Consider the following 23,162-nt stretch of genomic DNA (forward strand, 5'->3'; position numbering starts at 1 on the left):
GCAATGACGGAAGACGAAAACAACATCCCGGCTGTCCTGGCCAAGTCAGTGCGATCCATTGCTGTGAAAATATTCAAATAGGTGGTGCGGCCATCGCCGGCAAGCCGGTCTCGCTCCCACAGGTATTGGGAACACCGCAGATCACTGTGGGAGCGAGATCGGCTTGCCGACGATGGCGTCAGCACAGTCAACGCAGGGCGAGAAGGCCCTGCACCAATGGCTCTAAATCCAATTCATTAACGATTTTGACCTTGTCGATCATCGCCACCGGCCAACTCTCAAGCCCCAGACAAGCCCCGAGCATGGCCCCCAGAATCGCCGCGATGGTGTCGGTGTCGCCCCCCAGACCTGCGGCCATGCACAGCGCGTCGAAGGCATTTATTTCACCGATGGCCACTTGCTGCGCCAGGGCAAACGAAACCACCACCGACTCCTGCGAAGCCACCGACGTGCCAATCACGTCGTACATCAAGTCCGCCAGCATCGCGTTGTCGCTGTCGACGCTGATCGTCCGCGCCCAACTGATGCGCGAGGCAATGCGTCCGCCCGCGACCCAGTGGCCGTGGCTTTCCGCTTGCTGGGCGATTTGCTGGCCGAGGTTCAACGCCTCGCCGAGGTCCATGCCGTTGATGCCGGCCGAGACCACCGCCGCCACCGCCGCCGCGCTGGAAATGCCCAGCGTGGTGTTGTGGGTGACCTGGCAGGCCTGCACCACGGCGTTGATGAAACGCTCGGGATCGCGGACATCCGCCGAAATGCCGACGGGCGTGATGCGCATCGCCGCACCGTTGGTGGTGCCGTAGCGCCCCGCTTCTTCCGGGGAATGACCGGCGAGGATCATCTCGATCGCCCGTTTGGTCGACGGCCCGAGCAAGTCCTGCGAGCCCTTGGCCTGCATCGCGGCTTCCCATTCGATCAGCCGTTGCGCCAGTACCGACGGTTCAATCCTGCCCTTGCCGTCGATCAACAACTGACCGACCAGAATCGCCTGTTCGGTATCGTCAGTAATCGAGCCTTTAGGCATGTTGGCCGCAATCGGTTGATTGGGGCCGGCGTCTTGCAGATCGGTGATTTCACCGAAACGCGCCTTGATGACGGCGCGGCTCAGCGATTGCGTCGGCATGCCCAGCGCATCGCCCAGGGCCAGTCCGTAAAACGCGCCCAGTGCACGATTGAGCGCGGTCATTGTGGGTGTCCAAATTGCAGGTGCAGGCGAAAGTGCACGGGATCGAGCAGGCTTTCGACCTGTTCCATGAAGCGGTTCTGCCGGTCGTAGGTGGTGCGCAAGGCTTTGAGGAACACCGTGCCGACCGGACGACCGAGCAGCTCGGCGTCTTCGGCGTTCAAGGGTTCGGCGCCGATCCATTGATCGCCGCGCTCGCCGATGTAGCCGTACGCGGCCAGGGTGATGGTCAGGGAATTGTCGATCAGGCCGACACGCGGCAGGCTTTCCAGGCCTCCGGTGGCGGGCATCAATGAGCGTTCGAGGGAAACCAGCTTGCCGTCGGTGGAACGACGGCGGCGGTCGAGGGTGATGAATTGGTCAGTGCCGAAACGCGGCAGCAGGTCGGGGCGAGTCACCGCCTCGAGCCGCAGCACTTCGGTATTGATCAGCGCCCCGCTGTCGGCCAGCGCCTGCGCCCAACCGCTGCGCTGATCGAGCACCACCCCGTCGAACGTGACGATGGAACCGACACCGCTTTGCGTCGCGATGTAGTTGCGCCGTTTCAATTCGGCCAGGGCTTCACGCAGCGTACCTCGGCTGACTTTGAATTCTTGAGCCAACTGATGCTCGCCCGGCAACTGAAAGCCGTCCTCCATGAGGCCGCTTTCAATGCGCCGGATGAGTTCGTCGACCACCCGTTGTTTCTTGTCAAATCGTACCTGTCTAATCATGTACAAATTGATACCCGAAACGACTTGTAACAGGCAAGACATATTTAGGGGGAGTGACGGAAGGAGGCAGTCGCGAGGTGAATCAGGTACATCGCCTTCGCGGGCAAGCCTCGCTCCTATAGGTTAATGTCAGTCGCGTAATCCATGCACGACACATAACCTGTAGGAGCGAGGCTTGCCCGCGAAGGGGCCAGCACAGACAACAAAAATCTCAGCGTTGTTTCAGGCGGTCGATAACCACAGCCAGCAGCAAAATCGAACCACGAATCACGTACTGATAAAACGTATCGATGTTCTTCAGGTTCATCGCATTCTCGATGATCGCCAGAATCAACACCCCGGCGATCACATGCCGGATCATGCCGATCCCGCCACTGAGCGAAACCCCGCCAAGCACACACGCCGAGATCACCGTCAGCTCGAAACCCTGGCCGATCATCGGCTGGCCGGAAGTCATCCGCGACGCCAGAATCACCCCGGCCAACGCCCCGATCACACCGTGCACGGCGAAGATGATGATCTTGGTCCGGTCAACGTTGACCCCGGCCAGCAACGCCGCTTCCTGGTTGCCGCCGATGGCCATGGTGTTGCGCCCGTAGGTGGTGTAATTCAGCAACCAGCCGAAAAACAGGAAGCAGGCAATGGTGATCAGGATCGGCACCGGCACGCCAAACAACTGGCCGTTACCGAAGACGAAGAACGACTCCTGGGACACGCCCACCGCTTTGCCATTGGCAAAAATGTAGGCCAGACCGCGAACGATCTGCATGGTCGCCAACGTAGTGATCAATGCATTGACCCGCAACTTGGCGATCACGATCCCGTTGATCAGCCCGACGATCAAGCCCATGAACAGCGCCGCCACCACACCGAGAAAAACGCTGTCGGTGTCACGCATCACCACCGCCGCGACCACGCCGGCACAGGCAATCACCGAGCCCACCGACAAGTCGAAATGCCCCGACGCCAGGCAATACAACATGGTGCATGCGGCAATCCCGGTGGTGGAAATCGCCAGGCCCAGGCCGCGCATGTTCAGCGGCGAAAGGAAGTTGTCGATCAGCAAGGTGCAGAGCACAAAGATCCCGACGGCCGCGAGCAGCATCACCCAGTCATCGAGAAAGCGCCGCAGGTCCAGAGGTTTGCGCTGGGTGGGCAGAGCGTTGTTTTGGGTTGTCATCATAGTCACCTCTCAGTTCGCCACGCCGTCAGCACGGTGGCGCGGCAAAGCCAGTTGCAGCAGGTTGGATTCGTTGGCCTCGTCGCGGGACAGTTCGCCGCGCATCGCGCCTTCGCAGAGCACCAGGATGCGATCGGAAATACCCATCACTTCCATCAGGTCGCTGGACACCACAATCACCGCGATGCCGCTTTCAGCCAGGTTATGGATGATCTGGTAAATCTCGGCCTTGGCGCCGATGTCGATGCCGCGAGTCGGCTCGTCGAGCAGCAGGACTTTCATCGGCATCGACAGCCAGCGGCCGAGAATCGCCTTCTGCTGATTGCCGCCGGACAGGTACATGATTTTCTGCTCCGCGCTGGGCGTCTTCACTTTCAGCGCCTTGATCTGCTTGTCGGCGTTGCCCTTTTCCCACAGGCCGCGCAACAGGCAACCGAAGGTGGAATGGGCGCCACGCGCGCTGATGTTGATGTTCTCGGCAACGCTGGAGAGCGGCATGATGCCCTCCTTCTTGCGGTCCTCGGGACACAGCAGAATGCCGGCGGCAATCGCATCGCGGGGTGAACGCAGTTTCAGTTCATGCCCGCGCAATTCCAGGCGCCCGGCGGTGTTGCGCTCAAGGCCGCTGAGTATGCGGAACAGCTCGGTTCGCCCTGCCCCCACCAGACCGAACAGCCCGAGGATCTCGCCTTTGTGCGCATCGAAACTCACCGGCTCACGCAAGCCCGGCCCGAGCAGACCGTCGACCCTCAACGCCACCGCGCCACGCTTGCGCGGGCGGTAATCGTAGATGTCTTGAATGTCGCGCCCGACCATGCACGTGACCAATTGATCATGGGTCAGCTCGCTCATGTCCTCGAAGGTGCGCACGTAGCGGCCGTCCTTGAACACCGTCACCGCGTCACAGATGCGGAACACTTCTTCCATGCGATGGGAGACGTAGAGCACCACTTTGCCTTCGTCGCGCAGGCGCCCGATGATCGCCATCAAGCGATCGATCTCCCGCGCCGAGAGGCTGCTGGTCGGTTCGTCGAATGCAATCACATGCGCGCCACGGGACAACGCCTTGGCGATTTCCACCAGTTGCCGTTGCCCGAGGGACAGGCGCCCGACCTTCTCTTGCGGATCGATTTCATCGGCCAGGCCCTTGAGGCAGGCCAGCGCTTGTTGTCGCAGTGCGTTGCGATTGATCAGGCCGAAACTGGCAGGCAAATGACCGAGGAACAGGTTTTCCGCCACGGTCATTTCCGGGACCAGGTGCAGTTCCTGATGGATCACCGCCACCTTGTTGCCGATGCTGTCGGCGGTGGATTTGAAGACCATCGTTCGCTCGCCGATCTGCAGGTCGCCGCTGTTCGGCGTGTAGGCGCCGCCGAGGATTTTCAGCAGGGTCGATTTGCCGGCGCCGTTCTCACCCATCAAGGCATGAACCTGACCCGGATGGGCGACGAAGCTAATGCCGTCCAATGCCTTCACCCCGGGAAAGGTCTTGCCGATCCCGTTGAAGCGCAGGCTGCCGCCGACGCTGTCGTGTTGTGTCTGTACTTGCGCGTGCATAAAACACCTCATCACACAGATCAGGCAGCCCCGTCGCCAGGGCCGCCGATGAAATCAACCGCGCCTCAGTTCCAGAGGCCGATCTTTTCCAGTTCCTGCTTGAAGTTGTCGCGCGTGATCAGGGTCACGTCGTCCATGGCGGTGTACTTCGCCGGCTCTTTGCCAGTGGTGACCCACTCGAACATCATGCTGGCGGTGTTGTAACCCTCGATGTGCGGGCTTGGCAGCATCGAGCCGAAGAAGCCGCTGTTGGGCTTTTTCAGTTCGCCGATGGCGTCGGTGCCGTTGATGCCGATGCCGATCACGTTGGCCGCAGCAAAACCGGCGCTCTCGGTGGCGCGCACGCCGCCCAGCACGGTGTTGTCGTTCATGCCGCCGATGATCAGGTTCTTCGCCGCGCCCGGCAGTTTCACCAGCGCCGAGTTGGTGGCGTCCATGCTGCCCGGCACGTCGAGGGTTTTCAGGGCCGAGAACAGTATGTGGTCTTTTGGCATGCCGGCGTCTTCCAGCGCTTTGACCGAACCGTCGGTGCGCTTCTTGCCGGTGTCGAGTTCGTTGTAGGTGTTGATGACCGCGTAGGTGTCTTTCCAGTCCCAGTTGCGTTTTTTCGCTTCGGCGGCCATCGCCGCGCCCTGCTTCTGGCCGACTTCGAACGCCGCCATGCCGAGGTACGGAACGTCTTCCATGAACTTGCCGCTGGCATCGACGAAGCGGTCATCCACGGCAATCACTTTCAAACCGTTGAGTTTGGCTTTGGCCATGATCGCCGGGCCGAGGGACACGTCCGGCGGGCAAATCACGAAGCCCTTGGCGCCGTTGGCAGCCAGGCTGTCGATGGCGGACAGGGTTTTCTCGCCGTCCGGCACGGCGATCTTGATGACCTTGAAGCCTTTCTCTTTGCCGGCCTTTTCGGCGAAGGCCCATTCGGTCTGGAACCAGGGCTCTTCCGCCTGCTTGACCAGAAAACCGATCTTCACTTCCTCGGCCGCCAGCAAGCTGCTGCTGAGGCTGACCGCGGTGACCGCCAAAGCGGCACAGCACAGGGAACGGATCCCACGACGACGATTCATAAGCTGACTCCTTGTTATTTTTTTTGAGCGTTATTTTTCAAAGCCGATGCAAACGTTGTAGCAAATAGTCATATCGTATGATGATTGGATTTCAGGCGTAGTTCCGCGCCTGAAACCCCGGTTACTCAGTCGTGGTACATCACCGAGCGCCCACCATCGATGGTGATGCACGAGGCGTTGATGAACGGCGCTTCATCGCTGGCCAGGAAGACTGCCGTCATCGCCACTTCAATCGGCCGGCCAATGCGCCGCGGCGGATGCAGATCAAAAGCGCGCTGACGTTCGGCCTGCGGGTCGGCAAAACCGTTCCAGTAATCAACGTTCAATTGGGTTTCGATGTAACCCGGTGCAATGGCGTTGACGCGAATGCCTTTCGGCGCGTATTCGATGCCCAGTGCGCGAGTCAGGCCGAGCAAACCGTGCTTGGCCACCGGGTACGGGAAGCAGCCGGGAATGATGTGCGTGGAATGGGTCGAGGCGATGTTGATGATGCTGCCGATGCCCTGCTCGATCATTTGCGGCAGCACCGCCTTGCAGCCGAACCAGGCGCCATCGAGGTCGATGGCAAAGCAGCGGCGCCAGTCTTCTTCGGTCATTTCCAGCGGATCGCGGAACACGTTGACACCGGCGCAGTTGACCAGCACGTCGATGCGGCCGTGCAACTCGACGGCCCTTTTTGCCATCGCGTGCAGGTCTTGTTGATTGGATACGTCAACCTTGATCGCCTGAACATCGAAGCCTTGGGCGCGCCAATGCGCTGCGACGCTTTCGACTTTCTCGCCCTGGATGTCGCTGATGATCAGCCTGGCTTGCTGGCAGGCGAAGGCCGCAACAATCGCCTCGCCGATGCCCTGAGCGGCGCCGGTCAGCAGCACGACCTTGTTTTTCAGGCGCTCGCCCTTCGGCGGCTCGGGCACTGGAGGCAGGGAGAGCGCTTCAGCCATGGATCAGCACTCCCTTCCGCGGGCACGACAAAAACCGGGCATCTGTCGATGTCCGGCCAAAAAACGTGTTGGAAAATCGCTGCATCACTTCACCTGTTTTGTTTTTTTAAGTGTGAGTGCGTGTAACTGATTGGAGCCGACTATAAACCCGACCGCCAAATAATCTCAATATATAATTTTACATCCCATATTTTGGGATTTAACCGGCAAATCTCGTACAGGGCTTTCCTGGTATATCGACCCGGATCGACAACACCGCGCCGTCCAGCGGATGGTTGAGCGGGCTCGCAGCGCTGGTGATGTAGAGGGTTTTCAGGTCGGCGCCACCGAAGACACAACTGGTCGGGCGACTGACTGGCAATTCGATGATGCGATCAACATACCCATCCGGTGTCAGCCGGATCAGGCCGCTGCCGTCCCAGCGCGCGTTCCAGATATAACCTCTGGCATCCATCGCCGAGCCGTCGGGGCCGCCACGTTGATGCGGGCCGAACCAGACCAGCGCGGGATCGAGGCCGCCGTCGGTGCGGATGAAATGCCGGTAGAGCGTGCCATCCAGGCTGTCGGCGAAATAAAGCGTGGTGGCGTCATCGCTCCACAACAACGTGTTGGGAATGCCCAAACCGCGCAGCAGCGGCGTGACCCGGGCATCGCGGTCGATACGAAACAAGCCGCCGGAACGCCGCACAATGGGCAGGTCTTCGCCATTTTCGCCGATGTTGTTTTGCATGGTGCCGAGCCAGAGTCGCCCCTGGGCATCGCAACGGGCTTCATTGCCGCGATTGCCCGGCTGCGGGTCGGCGACGCAGAACAAGGTCAGCCGTGGCTCAAGGCCTGGTGAATCCAGATCGAGCCGATACACGCCACTGCTCAACGTCACCAGCGCATCGCCGCTTTCGCAGGGAATGAAAGAAGACACGTGCTCCGGCATCTGCCAGATCTGCACGTTGGCACCGATCAGGCGCAGTGCCTGTTTGCCGGCGATATCCACCCAATAGAGGGCCTGCGTCGGCGCATCCCAGAACGGGCCTTCGCCGAGGCGTGCCCGGTGTCCGGTGACTGCGGTCCATTCCATGAAACCTCCTGCGTTGTTCTTGTTTTATGTGGGAGCGAGCCTGCTCGCGATGGACGTCAACGGTAACGCGTGTCCGCTGCATAAACGCGCTGCCTTGAAGTTTTTCGCGAGCAGGCTCGCTCCTACAGGGTTCTATGTTTTTAGCTGGCTTTTTTGTCGGCCATGACTTTTGGGTAGAAGCGTTTGATGGCCAGGTCGGCGTTGTCGATCAGCGTCATGCAGGCCCACACACCGCGTGCCGCGTCGCGGGCGGCAATGGCGTCGGCCATGTCTTTGTGAATCGGCAGCGTGCGGCGCAGTTCGTCCGGATCGGCGGCGGAGACTTCAAAAGACACCGCCAGCAACGCGCCAAGGGCCGGGACCATTTGTTCGATGAATTGATTGTGGCTGGCCGCGAGGATGCACTCGTGGAAGAACTGGTCGGCGCGGTTGTAATCGATGCCGCTGTGCACCGCCCGCTCCAGCGCGTTATAGGCCTGAAGCACTGCCTGCACCTGCTCGACGGTCGCCCGCTCGCAGGCCCAGCGCACGGCCATCGGCTCGATGGTGCGGCGTAAATCGAGGAGGTCGTCGACGAAGTTTTCCGGCAGGCCGCTGCGGGATAGCCAGCCGACGACTTGCGGATCGAAGAGGTTCCAGCGTCGCACCGGCAATACCCGCGTGCCAACCTTCGGCCCTACTTCGAGCATGCCTTTGGCGACCAGGGTTTTGATGGCTTCGCGGATGACGGTACGACTGACGCCGAGCTGCTCGCCCAGGTCGGCCTCAACCTTGAGGGTCTCGCCAGGTTTTACCTGGCCCGCCGCAATCCAGCAACCCAGCCAATCGACCGTCGATGCGTGAAAACTGCTGGACATGGGCACCTCGATGCTGGGACGGCACAAAGCCGTTCGCGATAGTTGCCCACGCTAATCATCATACGATTGGGTGTCAATTTGATTTTCAGGATATTGCAGAGATCAAATGTGGGAGCGAGCCTGCTCGCGATGGCGGCATGACAGTCGACACTGATGTTGAATGTTATGACCCCATCGCGAGCAGGCTCGCTCCCACAGGGATATGTGTTACGGCTCGAGGCCGATGGGGAAGAAGATGCCGCCGCTCCATACACCGAGCCAACGCTGCCCATCGATTTCACGAGTCACCGCCAGCTCCACCAATTGGTAAAACACATTGCGATGAATCAGCGCTTCGAGATTGGTGCGCACATGCACGTAAGGCGCAGGCTCTTGTGTCACCGGGTCAATCACCACGCGGATCGCATGGTCGGCACCGGCCTCGGCGGTTTCATCCACATGGGTGGTGAAGCGCAAGACCTGGGCTTCACCCTCGCCTTCAACATCCACGGCAATCGCCACGAACGGAGCATCGTCAACTTTGATGCCGACTTTCTCGACCGGGGTGATGAGGAAATAATCATCGCCGTCGCGGCGAATGATGGTGGAGAACAGTTTGACCATCGGCTTGCGCCCGATCGGTGTGCCCAGGTAATACCAGGTGCCGTCGCGGGCGATGCGCATGTCGATGTCGCCGCAGAAGTCGGGGTTCCACAAGTGGACCGGTGGCAAGCCTTGGGTCTTGGGGATTTGCCCCAACAGGTCGTTGGCTTTTTGCAGACCACTCATGGCGTTCTCCTTGGAATTACTGGTCGCTGAACCCCAGCAGGCTGCGCGCGTATTGCCGCAGCGGCGGGCCCATCAGGTCTTCTGGCTTTTTGTCGTAGAACGTCAGTAAACCGCCACGACTCTTGATACGTGCAGTATCAATCAAATACTGGGTGCTGGTCTCGATCAACATGATCTGAATCACGCCGGAGTCGATACCGAGACGATCCACGGCTTCCTGATCGAGCCATTCGTCCGCGTTGCCGATACGGTCGTCAGTCTTGGCGAAACGGGTGTAGAGCAGGTAATGCGCACCGACCGCACGGGCTTCGCTCATGGCCTGGTCGAGACCTTCCGGCGTGCGTGCACGGCGGACCATTGGGAAGTATTCGATAAAACCGTCGAAGGCGACTTCGGCAATCACGTTAGGTCGCGGGTAGACCGCACTGCCCGGCGGCACAAAGGCGCCTTGGGCGATATAGACGAACGAATCCGGCTGAATGCGCAGGTTGTGCACGCGGCGGCTGTCGCTGTGGTCAAGCAGCCCCACGTCGCTCATGTGGTAGCGAGCTTCTTCAGCCATATCGCTGACATTCATGCAGCCACCAAGCGCCAAAACGGCCAGCAGCAAAACCAGGCTACGCATCCTACCCTCCAGAGGCCGGTGACGGAAAACCGGCGAATGGCCATGGGATGCAGCTTCCGCGCCAGCTCCAGAACGTCGTTGTCTGTTCCAACGCATTCGCGGGCAAGCCTCGCTCCTACAAGATCGGCGTCAACCTGTAGGAGCGAGGCTTGCCCGCGAAGACGGTCGATCAGCCGCCAATAATCTTCATGACGGTCGCACCACCGGAAAACGCCACTTCCTGCTTGTCACCCAAGGCCTTCACCAAGAGTCGCTGCAAAGCCGGCAATGCCTGATGACGCGGTTTGTCCAGCAGATCGCCGACATAGTGACGATTGCTCGACGACAGGCAGCCATGCAGCCAACCGGTTGAAGACAGGCGCAGCCGTGAACAGGTTCGACAGAACGGAACACTTTCGTTGGCGATGACCCCGAAATAGCCCTGCCCCGGAATTTCATAGCGCACCGCCGTGGCGTCAACCGGCGCATCGGCCTGGAGATACTCATAGCGATCACCGATCAGGCTCAGCAGTTGCTGAAGGCTGACGAATTGTTGCAGGAATGCGTTGTTGTCGCTGGCCAGGTGGCCCATGCGCATCAGCTCGATGAAGCGCAGTTCATAGCCACGCTCCAGGCAGTAATCGAGCAGCGGCATCACCTGATCGAGGTTCTGCCCGCGCAACGGCACCATGTTGACCTTGATTTTCATGCCGGCGGCGCTGGCCTGGTCCATGCCATCGAGCACAGTCGCCAGATCGCCGCCGCGAGCAATGCTGCGGAATGCGCCGGCATCCAGGGTATCGAGGGAAACGTTGATGCGACGAATGCCGGCATCGACCAGCAGGGGCAGTTTTTTCGCCAGTAATTGACCATTGGTGGTCAGGCTGATGTCTTGCAGGCCCATCTGCCCGACGGCGGTCATGAAGGCTTCGAGTTTGGGGCTGACCAACGGCTCACCGCCGGTGATGCGCAGCCGTTCGATCCCTGCCGCCTCGATCAAGTAGGCAACGCCGCGTGCCATGGCTTCGGCCGACAGCTCATCCTGCGCAGCGACCAGCCGCTTGCCGTTAGGCACGCAGTAGGTACAGGCGTAATTGCAGGCGGAGGTCAGGCTGATTCGCAGATTACGAAAACGCCTGCCTTGACGGTCAACGATCATGGTCACTCCGGCACAAGGAATTCGGACGACGTAAAACTTGACTCACAAATCAAGTTTTAGCAAGTCCCATGCCTGAGTATATTACTGAGGTACTGCGCCATATAGCGAAATCATGGCGCAATAAGGCAACTGAATGACTCAGCTACTCGGCGTGTCGGTGTCGCGCTTGCGCTTGTTGCCCATGCGCACGCCGATGTCCATCAGGAACTGGAAGAAGCCTTCCTGATCTTCCAGCACATTGCTCCAGAACGGCGAGTGATACAGCGCCACGGCGCCGTGCACCAGCGCCCAGGATGCGCAGTAATGGAAGTAAGGCGGCACGTCTTCGAGCTTGCCTTCGCTGATCCGGCCCTTGATCAGCAGGGTCAGGCGTTCGAAGTTCGAGGCGCGAATCTTGTGCAGCTCCTCGATCATCTCCGGCACCTGGTTGCCCTTGACCACCTTTTCTTCCAGGCGATCGAACAAGCGGTAACGTTGCGGATCGCGCATGCGGAATTCGAAGTAGGCCCGGGACAGCGCTTCCTTGTCCTTGTCGACATCGGCCGAATGCAACAGCTCGTTCAAATCGCGCTCGTAATCAAGCATCAGGCGCAGGTAGATCTCCGCCTTGGATTTGAAGTGCTTGTAGATTGTGCCTTTGCCGATACCGACGGCATCAGCAATCATCTCGACGGTGACACTGTCTTCACCTTGGTCGAGGAACAGCTTGAGCGCGGTATCGAGAATTTCTTGCTCACGGCGACGAAATTCACGGACCTTACGAGGTTCTTTATGCATAAGAAAAGGTCTGTCGGGGTCAAAATTCGAAGCCGCGTATTATGCCTAACTTGCGGCAAAATGCACGGATCATCCTTCCATATCTGTGTTTCTAGATGAATTCTGTCAGCACCAGCTTTTAATGAGAACTCTTCCGAAGCGCCTGTATTCCAAAATTGTTTAAAAACCTGGGCCGGTAAACTGGACTCAGCGCAATACTGATCAATACTTCAACTGTCGGCGGGGCATCTCCCCCAAGTGCCGCGTCGATATTGGTACCAACGGACCGCGTACCATTGTTTTACTCCTAATGGTCTTAACCCGGATTCACCCCCCAGAACCCGGGTTTTTTTTGCCTGCGATTTAACCTTTCACATGCGCCAGCGGGAACAGTCGCTTGAAGTTCTCGGTCGTCTGCGCGGCAAATCGCTCGTAGGATTCACCGCGCAGCATTGCCAGAAACTCTGCCACTTCCCGCACATATTGCGGCAGGTTCGGCTTGCCGCGATAAGGGATCGGCGCCAGGTACGGCGAGTCGGTTTCCACCAGCAATCGGTCGGCAGGCACTTTACTGGCCACGTCACGCAGCGCATCGGCATTGCGGAAAGTGACAATGCCAGACAGGGAAATGTAATAACCCATGTCCAGCGCCGCTTTGGCCATGTCCCAATCTTCGGTAAAGCAATGCAAAACGCCCGCCTGGGGCAACGCGGCCTCGCGCAGCAGGTTCAGCGTGTCCGCCCGGGCACCGCGCGTGTGAATGATCACCGGTTTGCCGGTCTGCTGCGCGGCTTGCAGGTGCAAGCGAAACGATTCCTGCTGCAACTCTGCCGCTTCGGGCTCGTAGTGATAATCCAGGCCGGTTTCACCAATCGCGACCACACGCGGGTGATTGAGCTCCTGCAGCAGCCAGTCCAGCGCTGGCGCAGCGCCCGGTTGCACGTCCAACGGGTGCACGCCGACCGAACAGTCGACATCGTCATAACGTTCGGCCAGGGCTTTGACGTCGGCGGCGTTGTCGACACTGACGCCGATACACAGAAAGTGCCCTACCCCACGCTGGCGGGCCGCGTCGAGTGCGGCATCCAGCGAGCCGTCATGGGCGGCGAGGTCAAGGCGATCAAGGTGACAATGGGAATCTACGAGCATAAAAAGGGCTGCAACTTACATCGTATGAGTGGGACGGTCGGACTTCAGGGCTCCGGCCAGGTGGGTTTCGATTCGACTGCGCGCGGTGTCGTCACCGTCGTTGAACTGCACGCCGACGCCAGCGGCCCGGTTGCCTTGCGCGCCTTTGGGGGTGATCCAGGCAACCTTGCCGGCGACCGGAATTTTCTCCGGCTCGTCCATCAGGTTCAGCAGCATGAATACCTCATCGCCCAACTTGTAGCTCTTGTTGGTCGGGATAAACAGGCCACCGTTCTTGATGAAGGGCATGTAGGCCGCGTAGAGCACGGAGTTGTCCTTGATGGTCAGGGACAAAATGCCGTTGCGCGGCCCCGGATTGACGGCTTCATTCATGCTGACCTCCGCTGCTGATGTTCAGAGGATAGGCCCAGTCGGTCACTTCTGGGTAGGTAATGACGCCCATTGCACCAGCAGCGCTTCAAGCAACAGCACCCGATTGAGGTTGGCCTTGCTCATGACTTTCTGGCGCTGGGCGAGGATCCAGTCCTGAATGTTCAGGACTTTGTCCTGAGCGCTTTTCTGCGCCAGGTATTGAATCACCTTGCGCATATCGGCCAATCCCAGCCCGTCTTCATCCTGAGTCAGCTGATACCGCAGGATCAGGCTCGACCAGTCGCAGAACCAGTCAAACAGCAATAACAGCGGAATCGCGTTCCAGCCTTCGGCCAGTTGCGTCGGCGATTGCTGCTGCTTGAGCAATTTCTTCACACCGTCGACCACCAGCGCCCGCTGCTCGCGCACGCCCTGGGCCTGCAAATTCACCGCCGCCAGCGGTGATCCGGCGGCGAGGGTCAGCAGCTCGACGCGCTCTTCTTCCGAGCTGTCCGGTAACGCCTTGGCCAGCCACTCAAGGCTCATGGCCTCGCTTGGCAGTGGACAGGCTTGCTGCACGCAGCGGCTTTTGATGGTAGGCAACAGCCGACTGGTCTGGTGACTGACCAGTAACAGCACCGTATCGCCGGACGGCTCTTCAAGGCTTTTGAGCAAGGCGTTGGCGGCGTTGATGTTCATCGACTCGACTGGCTCGATCAACACCACTTTGCGCCCGCCCATCTGCGCGGTCTGGACCACGAAGCTGACCAGCTCACGAACCTGATCGACCTTGATCGCCTTGTCGGCTTCTTCCGGTTCGAGGATGTAGTTGTCAGGGTGGCTGCCGGCTTTGAGCAGCAGGCAGGATTTGCATTCGCCGCAAGCGTCCTGTGCGGTCGGGCGCTGACAAAGCAGGCTGGCCATCAGGCGCTCGGCCAGCGCTCGCTTGCCGATCCCGGCCGGGCCGTGCAGCAGGTAGGCGTGCGCATGTTGTTTGCGACCTGCCAACTGCTGCCAGAGGCTGTCCTGCCACGGATAGGCTTCAGCCACGGGTCAGCTCCAGCAGACGCGGCAACAAGGCGTCCAGCGACTGTTGAACCTGCGCCAGCGGCTGGGCGGCGTCGACCAGCACATATCGCGCCGGGTCGGCTTTAGCGCGTTTGAGGAACGCACTGCGCACCGCATCGAAAAACGTCCGCCCTTCGAGTTCGAAGCGATCCAGGCGACCGCGAGCGCTGGCGCGGGCCAGACCCACTTCCACCGGCAGATCGAAAATCAGCGTCAGGTCCGGGCGCAGCTCGCCCTGAACGAAGCTTTCCAGCGTAGCGATGCGTTCCAGCGACAAACCGCGACCGCCGCCCTGATAGGCGTAAGTCGAATCGGTAAAGCGATCGCACAACACCACCGCGCCACGGGCCAGCGCCGGGCGGATCACGCCGGCCAGATGCTGGGCGCGCGCGGCAAACACCAGCAACAGCTCGGTGTCGGGGTCCATGGCCTCCTCGACTGGCGCCAACAGCACCTCGCGGATCTTCTCGGCCAAAGGCGTGCCGCCCGGCTCGCGGGTCAGCACCACTTCGATACCGGCGGCGCGCAGGCGCTCGGCGAGGTATTCGCGATTGGTACTCTTGCCGGCGCCTTCGGGGCCTTCCAGGGTAATAAACAAGCCAGTCACAGGCAGTCCTTAGTCAGAATCATTGCGGGCTTTGCGGCGCGGTTGCATCCGATTCGGGCGCGGGTGCAGCAGCGGGCTCTTTAGCAGGTTCTTGAGTCGTTTCTTGAGCCGGCTCTGGCGGCGTCACTGGCGCCAACGCCTCCGGGGCCGGGTCAGGCGAAGCCGCCGGGATCGGAGCCTGCTCATTCGTCGCCTCTGGCGCGGTGACCGGCGCCGGGCTGGAGCGGTAATCGGCGCGACGCTTGAGCTGAAACTCACGCACTGCGCTGTTATGAGCATCCAGATCATCGGAGAACACGTGGCTGCCATCGCCGCGCGCGACAAAATACAGACTGTTGCCGGCCACCGGGTTGAGTGCCGCATGGATCGCTTCGCGGCCGACCATCGCGATCGGCGTCGGCGGCAGGCCGGAGATCACGTAGGTGTTGTAAGGGGTCGCTTCCTTGAGATGGGCGCGGGTCAACTTGCCGTTGTAGCGATCACCGAGGCCGTAGATCACGGTCGGATCGGTCTGCAACAGCATGCCCATTTCCATGCGCCGCACGAACACGCCGGCAATCTGCCCGCGCTCTTGCGGTACGCCGGTTTCCTTTTCCACCAGCGAGGCCATGATCAGCGCCTGGTAGGGTTCGGTGTACGGCACGTCAGCCGCGCGCTGCCCCCACTCCTTGGCAAGGACTTCGTCGAGGCGGTCGTAGGCTTTTTTCAGCAGCTCGACATCGGTCATGCCACGCACGAAGCGGTAGGTGTCCGGGAAGAATCGCCCTTCCGGAAAGATCCCGGCGTGACCGAGCTTGTCCATCACTTCGCTATCGCTCAAACCGTTCAGCGTCTGCTCAAGTTTTTCATCCTTGGCCAGCGCGGCACGCACTTGATGGAAATTCCAGCCTTCGACCAGCGTCAGGCTGTACTGCACCATTTCCCCGCGCTTCCACAGGTCGATCAGGTTTTCCACCGTCATGCCGGGCTGCATGCGGTACTCACCTTTGTGCAACGGTTGCCCGGCCAGGTTGAAGCGCCAGTACACACGCAACCAGAAAGCGTCCTTGATGACGCCATCGGCTTCGAGTCGATAGAAAGTGCGGGTGGGTGTCGTGCCTTTGGGCACTTCCAGGAGTTGTTCCTGGGCAATGTTCAGCGGCTGTTCCAGCGCCGAATGGATTTTCCAGGCCGAAGCGCCCAGACACAGCCCCGCCAGAACCAGTCCGGTTTCCAGCAGCAGCAAGAATTTACGTCTCACGTATCAAGCATCCAGTAGCGCGCGGGCAATGGTTTGGAGTTTACGGGTGAGCGGCCCAACCGACCAGCTCAGAGCTGCATAGGCGCGCACCGGCCAAACGCCATACACGCTGTTGCAGATAAAGACCTCATCAGCCCATTGCAGCTGTTCGAGGGTAATGTCGGTGATTTGCGTGGGAATCCCCAGCGACTCGGCTTGAAACAATAATTCGGCGCGCATCACGCCGGCCACACCGCAGCGCTTGAGATCGGCCGTGATCAACACGCCATCGCGGACCAGGAACAGATTGCTGAACACACCTTCGATCACCCGCCCTGCCTGATCGAGCATCAAGCCTTCGGCATGCTCGGTGTCTTGCCATTCGGAACGGGCGATGACTTGCTCAAGACGGTTCAGGTGTTTGAGCCCGGCGAGCAAGGGTTGTCTGGACAGTCGTGTGGAGCAAGGAAACAGGCGAACGCCCTGCTCCGCATGTACGACAGGGTAAGCGGCAGGCGGGTTGCCCTGAAGAATGCGTCGGGCCTGGGCCGCAGGGTCAGGCGCGTAACCGCGCAGGCTGTCGCCGCGGGTGAGGATGAGTTTGAGCACGCCCTCGCCCAGTGCTGCGGCGTAGGCCAGCAGCTCGCTGCGGATCAGCGCGTGATCGGCCGTGATCGCCAGGCGTGAACAGCCTTGCGCCAGGCGCGACAGATGCCGGTCCAGCAACAGCGGCTGCCCGTTCCGCACAGCAATGGTCTCGAACAGACCATCACCGTAAGCCAGGCCGCGATCCTTCAGCGACAGAGCGTCAGCCGGCTGACCGTCGACCCAGCTGTCCATCAGTCAGCGAACCGGCGGAACACCAGCGAGCCGTTGGTACCGCCAAACCCGAAGGAGTTGGACAGCACCACATCAATGTCCATGTTGCGCGCGGTGTGCGGCACGAAGTCCAGGTCGCAGCCTTCGTCCGGCTCATCGAGGTTGATGGTCGGAGGCGCCACCTGGCTATTGATCGCCAGCACACTGAAGATCGCCTCGACTGCGCCCGCCGCACCCAACAGGTGACCGGTCATGGACTTGGTCGAACTGACCGCCAGCTTGTAGGCGTGATCGCCGAACACCGACTTGATCGCGCAGGCTTCGGCAAGGTCGCCGGCCGAAGTCGACGTACCGTGGGCGTTGATGTACTGGACTTGATCGCTATTGATCTTCGCATCGCGCAGGGCGTTGGAAATGCAACGTGCAGCACCCGCACCGTCAGCTGGCGGCGATGTCATGTGGTAGGCATCGCCACTGGTGCCAAAGCCGATCAGCTCGGCGTAGATGGTCGCGCCGCGAGCCTTGGCGTGTTCCAGCTCTTCAAGCACCAGCGCACCGGCACCGTCGGACAGGACGAAGCCGTCACGGCCCTTGTCCCATGGACGGCTGGCGCGGGTAGGCTCGTCGTTGCGGGTCGACAGCGCGCGGGAGGCACCGAAGCCGCCCATGCCCAGACCGCAAGCGGCCATCTCGGCGCCGCCGGCAATCATCACGTCGGCTTCGTCGTACATGATGTTGCGGGCTGCCATGCCGATGCAGTGCGTACCGGTGGTGCACGCGGTGGCGATGGCGTAGTTAGGTCCCTGTGCACCCAGGTGGATCGACAGGAAACCGGAAATCATATTGATGATCGAGCCAGGCACGAAAAACGGAGAGATCCGTCGTGGGCCGGAATCATGCAGCGTGCGGCTGGTTTCTTCGATATTGGTCAGACCGCCAATACCCGAACCCATGGCCACGCCGATGCGCTCACGGTTGGCGTCGGTGACTTCAAGACCGGCGTTACGCACCGCCTGAAAACCTGCGGCCAGACCGTACTGAATGAACAGGTCGAGCTTGCGAGCTTCCTTGACCGACAGATATTCCTCGACATTGAAGCCCTTTACCGAGCCGCCAAAACGGGTGGAATAGGCAGAAAGGTCGGTGTGTTCGATCAGACCAATGCCACTACGGCCAGCCAGAATGCCCTGCCAACTGCTCGGCACATCCGTGCCCAGTGGCGACAACATACCCATACCGGTGACTACGACGCGTCTACGCGACACAGCACTCTCCTTTTTCAAATGACGACTTTGCATCAGGCCTAAAGAAAAAACCGCACGCCATGATGGCAGTGCGGTTTTTCCATGACAGCAAGCAACGATTACAAACTATTACGCCTGGTGGCTAGTAACGTAGTCGATTGCAGCTTGTACAGTAGTGATCTTCTCAGCTTCTTCGTCAGGGATTTCGGTCTCGAATTCCTCTTCCAGAGCCATCACCAGCTCAACGGTGTCAAGGGAGTCGGCACCCAGGTCTTCAACGAAGGAAGCAGTGTTGACCACTTCTTCTTCTTTAACGCCCAGTTGCTCAGCAACGATTTTCTTGACGCGCTCTTCGATGGTGCTCATACCTTGTTTTCACTCCTAATGGACAAATTCAGGCAGCTGGCCAGTGGGTAAGTGTATAGAAAGACTTTTCAGTTTTTCAACTGAAAGCTTCACTCCTCAAACCCCGTGACCCTCTGCCTATAAATAGATTGCAGCTTTATAACGGATTTTAGACAGCTCGTATGACATTTTTTTGAAGCAACCCGTCACATTTAACTCATGTACATCCCGCCGTTCACCGGGATTGTAGCCCCAGTAACGTAAGCCGCACCGTCGGATGCAAGAAAAGCGACCACAGACGCGATCTCTTGAGCTTGCCCCAGACGACCCAGCGGAATTTGCGCCTGCAAGACTTCACGCTGTGCCTCGGGCAGTTCGCGGGTCATATCGGTGTCGATGAACCCTGGGGCCACCGAGTTTACCGTAATCGAACGCGAACCGACTTCACGCGCCAGGGCACGGCTGAAACCTTCCAGACCGGCCTTGGCGGCAGCGTAGTTTACTTGGCCTGCGTTGCCCATGGCACCCACAACCGAGCCAATACTGATAATTCGTCCCCAACGGGCTTTGGTCATACCGCGCAGAACGCCCTTGGACAGGCGGAACAGACTGTTCAGGTTGGTATCGACGACGTCATGCCACTCGTCGTCTTTCATGCGCATCACCAGGTTATCGCGGGTGATGCCGGCATTGTTGACCAGGATCGCCGGCGCACCGAACTGCTCCTGGATGCTCGCCAGCACAGCGGCAACGGATTCGTCGCTGGTGACATTCAGTTCCAGGCCAGTGCCTTGAATACCGTTTTCTTTCAGGGTAGCGGCGATGCGCTCGGCACCCGAGGCGGATGTCGCGGTGCCCACAACAATGGCGCCCTGACGACCCAGTTCCAGGGCGATGGCCTGGCCGATACCGCGGCTCGCACCGGTGACCAGTGCAACTTTACCTTGCAGACTCATGCAAGCTTCTCCTGATTCAGGCCAACGCTGCACGGGCGGCAGCGAAGGCGTCTGGGGTATTGAGGTTGGATGTCGACACGCCTTCGGCGCAGCGTTTGTTCAAGCCGGCCAGCACTTTGCCGGGGCCGCATTCGACCAACTGGGTCGCGCCCTTGGCGGCCAGCGCCTGGACCGATTCAACCCAGCGCACAGGCTTGTAGAGCTGCTCAAGCAGATCGCGCTTGAGGGTTTCGAGATCGGCCGGCACGTTCGCGCTGACGTTTTGTACCACAGGAATCTGTGGCGCCTGCCAGTTGATCGCAGCGATCGACTCGGCGAAACGCTCGGCGGCTGGACGCATCAGCTCGCAATGGGACGGTACGCTGACCGGCAACGGCATGGCGCGTTTGGCACCACGAGCCTTGCAGCCTTCGATGGCGCGCTCGACCGCAGCCTTGGCACCGGCGATCACGACTTGACCCGGAGAGTTGAAATTGACCGCGCTGACCACTTCGCCTTGCGCCGCTTCGGCACAGGCTGCCAGTACGTCAGCATCGTCCAGACCGAGAATGGCAGCCATACCGCCCTGCCCGGCCGGAACGGCTTCTTGCATCAACTGACCGCGACGCTCCACCAGTTTCACCGCGTCGCCCAGACTCAGGCTGCCCGCAGCGACCAGGGCGCTGTACTCGCCCAGGCTGTGACCGGCAACGTAAGCCGGACGCGCACCGCCTTCCGCCAGCCACAGACGCCACAAGGCGATCGAGGCGGTCAGAATGGCCGGCTGGGTTTTATCGGTTTGATTGAGTTGCTCTTCCGGCCCTTGCTGGGTCAGTGCCCACAGGTCGTAACCGAGCGCGTCGGATGCTTCTTTGAATGTTTCGAGGACCACCGGATGTTGCGCGCCCAACTCGGCCAGCATGCCGAGGGACTGCGAACCCTGTCCTGGAAAGACGAATGCGAGGGAAGCAGACATGTAACAAGCCCCTAATGATCTTGTCGTCGGAGAATTGACGTCCCGCTTGGGGGACGCAAGAAACTGACAGTTGGATGGCAAATTGAACTGAGCGGTCACATTTAAGCATTGTCCGACGAAAACGCCTAAAGCAACAAATCCTCCAGACGACCGTGAATGCGCTCCGGCAGGTTTTCCTGGATCTCGATCAAGGCCCGCTGAATCGCACTCTGGAAGCCCTGAACCCCTGCCGAACCGTGGCTTTTCACCACAATCCCCTGCAACCCGAGGAAGCTTGCGCCGTTATGTCGAGCAGGCGCCAGATCAGCCTGAAGACGCCTCATCAGCGGCAGCGCCAGGGCACCCACCATTTTCGATGCGAGGTTTTTCTTGAAAAGCGCTTCAATTCGCCCGGCAATCATGGTCGCCAGACCTTCACTGGACTTGAGCAAAATATTGCCGACAAAACCGTCGCACACCACCACATCCGCCTCGCCACGGTACAAACCGTCACCTTCGACAAAACCGATGTAGTTGATGCCGCGAGCGCTCTGCAACAAGGTCGCCGCCAGCTTGACCTGCTGATTGCCCTTGATGTCTTCGGTGCCGATGTTCAGCAATGCGACCCGTGGACGAACGATGCCCAGGGTTTGCGCCGCGACCGAGCCCATCACCGCAAACTGCAGCAGATGCTCGGCGCTGCAATCGACGTTGGCGCCCAGGTCGAGCAACTGACAGTAACCCTTCTGCGTCGGAATCGCCGCGACCATGGCCGGCCGATCAATGCCCGGCAAGGTCTTGAGCACAAACCGTGACAAGGCCATCAGCGCGCCGGTATTGCCGGCGCTGACGCAGGCCTGCACCTTGCCATCACGCAACAACTCGAGCGCCACGCGCATCGACGAATCCGGCTTGCCACGCAAGGCCTGAGCAGGCTTTTCGTCCATGGTGATCACTTCGGATGCCGGGGTAATCGACAGGCGCGAGCGATCCACAGCCGATTGGCCAGCGATCAATTCTTCAAGAAGGGAGGGTTGACCGACAAGGGTCAGGTGCAGCGAGGGTGTAGCAATCAGACAAGCGAGGCTGGCCTGAACAATGCTGCGGGGACCGAAGTCCCCGCCCATTGCGTCAATCGCGATGACTTGAGCGGACAAGTGATTACTCGTCAGCGCCCTTGTCGATCACTTTACGGCCACGGTATACGCCTTCTGGCGATACGTGGTGACGCAGGTGAACTTCACCGGTGGTTTTTTCTACAGACAGGGTGCTAGCCTCGAGAGCGTCGTGCGAACGACGCATGTCACGGGCGGAGCGGGATTTTTTGTTCTGCTGAACAGCCATAATTGATTAACTCCTAAACGTTTGGGTCACGCTTTAACTGCGCCAATACACTGAACGGGTTGGACCGCGTTACCTCGTCCTCGCTCGGTTCGGGCTCATCGAGACCCGCCGGCTGCTGGCATTCTTCCGGATGATGAGCAGGCACAATGGGCAAGGCGAGCAGAAGCTCCTCCTCGATCAGTGACTGCAGATCCAAAGGATCTTCGCCCAGTTCCAGCACGTCATAACCTTTCGGCAACGACTGGGTATTCGCACCCTCCTTCACCACAGCATAACTGCATTCGCTGTGGATCGGCAGGGTGACCAGCTCAAGACAACGCTGGCAAACCATTTTGACTTCGGTGTCGATAAAGCTGTGGATTACCACAGACTTACGTTCATCTCGTTCAAAAACGAATTTAGCCTGCACCGTACCGACATTGTCGGAAAGCGGGTCGCAGAGTCTCTCCAAATCGGCCAGCAGCAGTTCACCTTGAAGGGTGGTGCCACGGTCAGCCAATTTGCGCGGGTCAACGTGAGGTGGAATCGGGTCATTCAACATAGGCGCAGCATTATAGGGATGCACCCAGCCATGTCAAAGGAAATTCAGCCCTGTCCGTCACCTGGAAGCCTCGCTAGAATTCGCGCCTGTCTTCTGGAGATGCGCATGCTGCCTTTATTACTCGCTTCAAGCTCAGTGTATCGCCGGGAATTGCTGGCCCGCTTGCAGCTGCCGTTCACCTGCAGCTCGCCGGACATCGACGAAAGTCATCGGCCGAATGAGGCCGCCGTCGAACTGGTAAAGCGCCTCGCCGAAGAAAAAGCCCGGGCTCTTGCCGGCAGCCACCCCGCCCATCTGATTATCGGCTCTGACCAGGTTGCAGTGCTCGGCGAGCGCATTATCGGCAAACCCCACACCTTCGAAAAGGCTCGCGAGCAGCTGCTGGCCTCAAGCGGCGCAAGCGTAACCTTTCTGACCGGCCTGGCCCTGCTCAATAGCCAGACGGGACACTGCCAGGTCGACTGCGTGCCGTTCACCGTACACATGCGCACACTCGACACCGCACGCATCGAACGCTACCTGCGCGCCGAACAGCCCTACGATTGCGCTGGCAGCTTCAAGGCGGAAGGATTGGGGGTGAGCCTGTTTCAACGCACCGAAGGCCCTGACGCCACCAGCCTGATCGGCCTGCCGCTGATTCGCTTGATCGACATGCTGCTGGCTGAAGGGGTGCAAATCCCCTGACGGCTGTCGAGTCCTTCGCCGATCTTGAGGACACC

The 23,162-nt window shown here is 59.9% G+C and carries 26 protein-coding genes; 1 reads left to right on the forward strand and 25 read right to left on the reverse strand.

Annotated features, from left to right (window positions below; all coding sequences use genetic code 11):
- Nucleotides 1-187: 187 nt before the first annotated feature.
- The 25 genes from IB254_RS25890 to IB254_RS26010 all read right to left on the reverse strand — a co-directional run bounded on the left by IB254_RS25890 (nt 188) and on the right by IB254_RS26010 (nt 22,443).
- A complete protein-coding gene (locus tag IB254_RS25890) occupies nt 188-1,186 on the reverse strand; it encodes an ADP-ribosylglycohydrolase family protein (protein ID WP_192420221.1) in 999 nt (332 codons plus the stop codon).
- On the reverse strand, nt 1,183-1,896 hold the full coding sequence (locus tag IB254_RS25895; RefSeq protein WP_192420222.1) for a GntR family transcriptional regulator: 714 nt from the start codon (nt 1,894-1,896) through the stop codon (nt 1,183-1,185). The genes IB254_RS25890 and IB254_RS25895 overlap by 4 nt, the downstream gene beginning before the upstream one ends.
- A gap of 211 nt (nt 1,897-2,107) precedes the next feature.
- Nucleotides 2,108-3,076 (reverse strand): L-arabinose ABC transporter permease AraH, encoded by a 969-nt coding sequence (gene araH / locus IB254_RS25900; protein ID WP_032828927.1) that lies wholly within the window; start codon nt 3,074-3,076, stop codon nt 2,108-2,110.
- Nucleotides 3,077-3,088: 12 nt separating this feature from the next.
- Nucleotides 3,089-4,633, reverse strand: a complete 1,545-nt coding sequence (gene araG / locus IB254_RS25905) for an L-arabinose ABC transporter ATP-binding protein AraG (protein ID WP_192420223.1) — start codon at nt 4,631-4,633, stop codon at nt 3,089-3,091.
- A 65-nt stretch (nt 4,634-4,698) separates the two neighbouring features.
- Nucleotides 4,699-5,703: a substrate-binding domain-containing protein gene (locus IB254_RS25910; protein ID WP_008031628.1), complete on the reverse strand. Its 1,005-nt coding sequence runs from the start codon at nt 5,701-5,703 to the stop codon at nt 4,699-4,701.
- Between the two features lie 125 nt (nt 5,704-5,828).
- On the reverse strand, nt 5,829-6,647 hold the full coding sequence (locus IB254_RS25915) for an SDR family oxidoreductase (protein ID WP_192420224.1): 819 nt from the start codon (nt 6,645-6,647) through the stop codon (nt 5,829-5,831).
- 199 nt (nt 6,648-6,846) lie between these two features.
- Nucleotides 6,847-7,722 carry an SMP-30/gluconolactonase/LRE family protein gene (locus IB254_RS25920; protein WP_192420226.1) on the reverse strand — a complete coding sequence of 292 codons (876 nt, stop codon included), beginning with the start codon at nt 7,720-7,722 and terminating at the stop codon, nt 6,847-6,849.
- 140 nt (nt 7,723-7,862) lie between these two features.
- Nucleotides 7,863-8,579, reverse strand: a complete 717-nt coding sequence (locus tag IB254_RS25925) for a FadR/GntR family transcriptional regulator (protein ID WP_192420228.1) — start codon at nt 8,577-8,579, stop codon at nt 7,863-7,865.
- A 207-nt stretch (nt 8,580-8,786) separates the two neighbouring features.
- Nucleotides 8,787-9,347 carry a DUF1285 domain-containing protein gene (locus tag IB254_RS25930; RefSeq protein WP_192420230.1) on the reverse strand — a complete coding sequence of 187 codons (561 nt, stop codon included), beginning with the start codon at nt 9,345-9,347 and terminating at the stop codon, nt 8,787-8,789.
- A gap of 16 nt (nt 9,348-9,363) precedes the next feature.
- The gene (locus IB254_RS25935) at nt 9,364-9,972 is read right to left on the reverse strand and encodes a DUF4823 domain-containing protein (RefSeq protein WP_192420232.1); all 609 of its coding nucleotides are present in this window, start codon (nt 9,970-9,972) and stop codon (nt 9,364-9,366) included.
- A 169-nt stretch (nt 9,973-10,141) separates the two neighbouring features.
- Nucleotides 10,142-11,110, reverse strand: a complete 969-nt coding sequence (locus IB254_RS25940) for a GTP 3',8-cyclase MoaA (RefSeq protein ID WP_150631722.1) — start codon at nt 11,108-11,110, stop codon at nt 10,142-10,144.
- Between the two features lie 138 nt (nt 11,111-11,248).
- Nucleotides 11,249-11,887, reverse strand: coding sequence for a TetR/AcrR family transcriptional regulator (locus tag IB254_RS25945; protein WP_008031613.1), 639 nt, complete (start codon nt 11,885-11,887; stop codon nt 11,249-11,251).
- Between the two features lie 342 nt (nt 11,888-12,229).
- A complete protein-coding gene (locus IB254_RS25950) occupies nt 12,230-13,015 on the reverse strand; it encodes a TatD family hydrolase (RefSeq protein ID WP_008040884.1) in 786 nt (261 codons plus the stop codon).
- 15 nt (nt 13,016-13,030) lie between these two features.
- Complete coding sequence (locus tag IB254_RS25955; protein WP_008031608.1) at nt 13,031-13,387, reverse strand: PilZ domain-containing protein; 357 nt, start codon at nt 13,385-13,387, stop codon at nt 13,031-13,033.
- A 42-nt stretch (nt 13,388-13,429) separates the two neighbouring features.
- A complete protein-coding gene (locus IB254_RS25960; RefSeq protein ID WP_192420234.1) occupies nt 13,430-14,416 on the reverse strand; it encodes a DNA polymerase III subunit delta' in 987 nt (328 codons plus the stop codon).
- On the reverse strand, nt 14,409-15,041 hold the full coding sequence (tmk, locus tag IB254_RS25965) for a dTMP kinase (protein ID WP_008040886.1): 633 nt from the start codon (nt 15,039-15,041) through the stop codon (nt 14,409-14,411). Before tmk ends, IB254_RS25960 begins: the two co-directional genes overlap by 8 nt.
- A gap of 19 nt (nt 15,042-15,060) precedes the next feature.
- Nucleotides 15,061-16,281: an endolytic transglycosylase MltG gene (gene mltG, locus IB254_RS25970; RefSeq protein WP_192420236.1), complete on the reverse strand. Its 1,221-nt coding sequence runs from the start codon at nt 16,279-16,281 to the stop codon at nt 15,061-15,063.
- A gap of 3 nt (nt 16,282-16,284) precedes the next feature.
- The gene (gene pabC / locus IB254_RS25975) at nt 16,285-17,100 is read right to left on the reverse strand and encodes an aminodeoxychorismate lyase (RefSeq protein ID WP_192420238.1); all 816 of its coding nucleotides are present in this window, start codon (nt 17,098-17,100) and stop codon (nt 16,285-16,287) included.
- Nucleotides 17,100-18,344 (reverse strand): beta-ketoacyl-ACP synthase II, encoded by a 1,245-nt coding sequence (fabF, locus tag IB254_RS25980; protein ID WP_008031595.1) that lies wholly within the window; start codon nt 18,342-18,344, stop codon nt 17,100-17,102. The genes pabC and fabF overlap by 1 nt, the downstream gene beginning before the upstream one ends.
- A 108-nt stretch (nt 18,345-18,452) precedes the next feature.
- Nucleotides 18,453-18,689, reverse strand: coding sequence for an acyl carrier protein (acpP, locus tag IB254_RS25985; protein ID WP_003175607.1), 237 nt, complete (start codon nt 18,687-18,689; stop codon nt 18,453-18,455).
- Between the two features lie 191 nt (nt 18,690-18,880).
- Nucleotides 18,881-19,624: a 3-oxoacyl-ACP reductase FabG gene (gene fabG, locus IB254_RS25990; RefSeq protein ID WP_008040890.1), complete on the reverse strand. Its 744-nt coding sequence runs from the start codon at nt 19,622-19,624 to the stop codon at nt 18,881-18,883.
- Between the two features lie 16 nt (nt 19,625-19,640).
- Nucleotides 19,641-20,579 (reverse strand): ACP S-malonyltransferase, encoded by a 939-nt coding sequence (gene fabD / locus IB254_RS25995; RefSeq protein WP_192227907.1) that lies wholly within the window; start codon nt 20,577-20,579, stop codon nt 19,641-19,643.
- Nucleotides 20,580-20,704: 125 nt separating this feature from the next.
- Entirely contained in the window at nt 20,705-21,715 is a 1,011-nt protein-coding gene (plsX, locus tag IB254_RS26000; protein ID WP_192420240.1) for a phosphate acyltransferase PlsX, read from the reverse strand.
- Nucleotides 21,716-21,719: 4 nt separating this feature from the next.
- A complete protein-coding gene (rpmF, locus tag IB254_RS26005; protein WP_003179396.1) occupies nt 21,720-21,902 on the reverse strand; it encodes a 50S ribosomal protein L32 in 183 nt (60 codons plus the stop codon).
- Between the two features lie 13 nt (nt 21,903-21,915).
- Nucleotides 21,916-22,443, reverse strand: a complete 528-nt coding sequence (locus tag IB254_RS26010; RefSeq protein ID WP_008031588.1) for a YceD family protein — start codon at nt 22,441-22,443, stop codon at nt 21,916-21,918.
- 105 nt (nt 22,444-22,548) lie between these two features.
- Between IB254_RS26010 and IB254_RS26015 the strand changes: the two genes are divergently transcribed.
- Nucleotides 22,549-23,127, forward strand: a complete 579-nt coding sequence (locus tag IB254_RS26015; protein ID WP_008040893.1) for a Maf family protein — start codon at nt 22,549-22,551, stop codon at nt 23,125-23,127.
- The last annotated feature ends 35 nt before the right edge of the window (nt 23,128-23,162 follow it).

The organism is Pseudomonas sp. PDM03 (assembly GCF_014852385.1).
GTDB lineage: Bacteria > Pseudomonadota > Gammaproteobacteria > Pseudomonadales > Pseudomonadaceae > Aquipseudomonas > Aquipseudomonas migulae.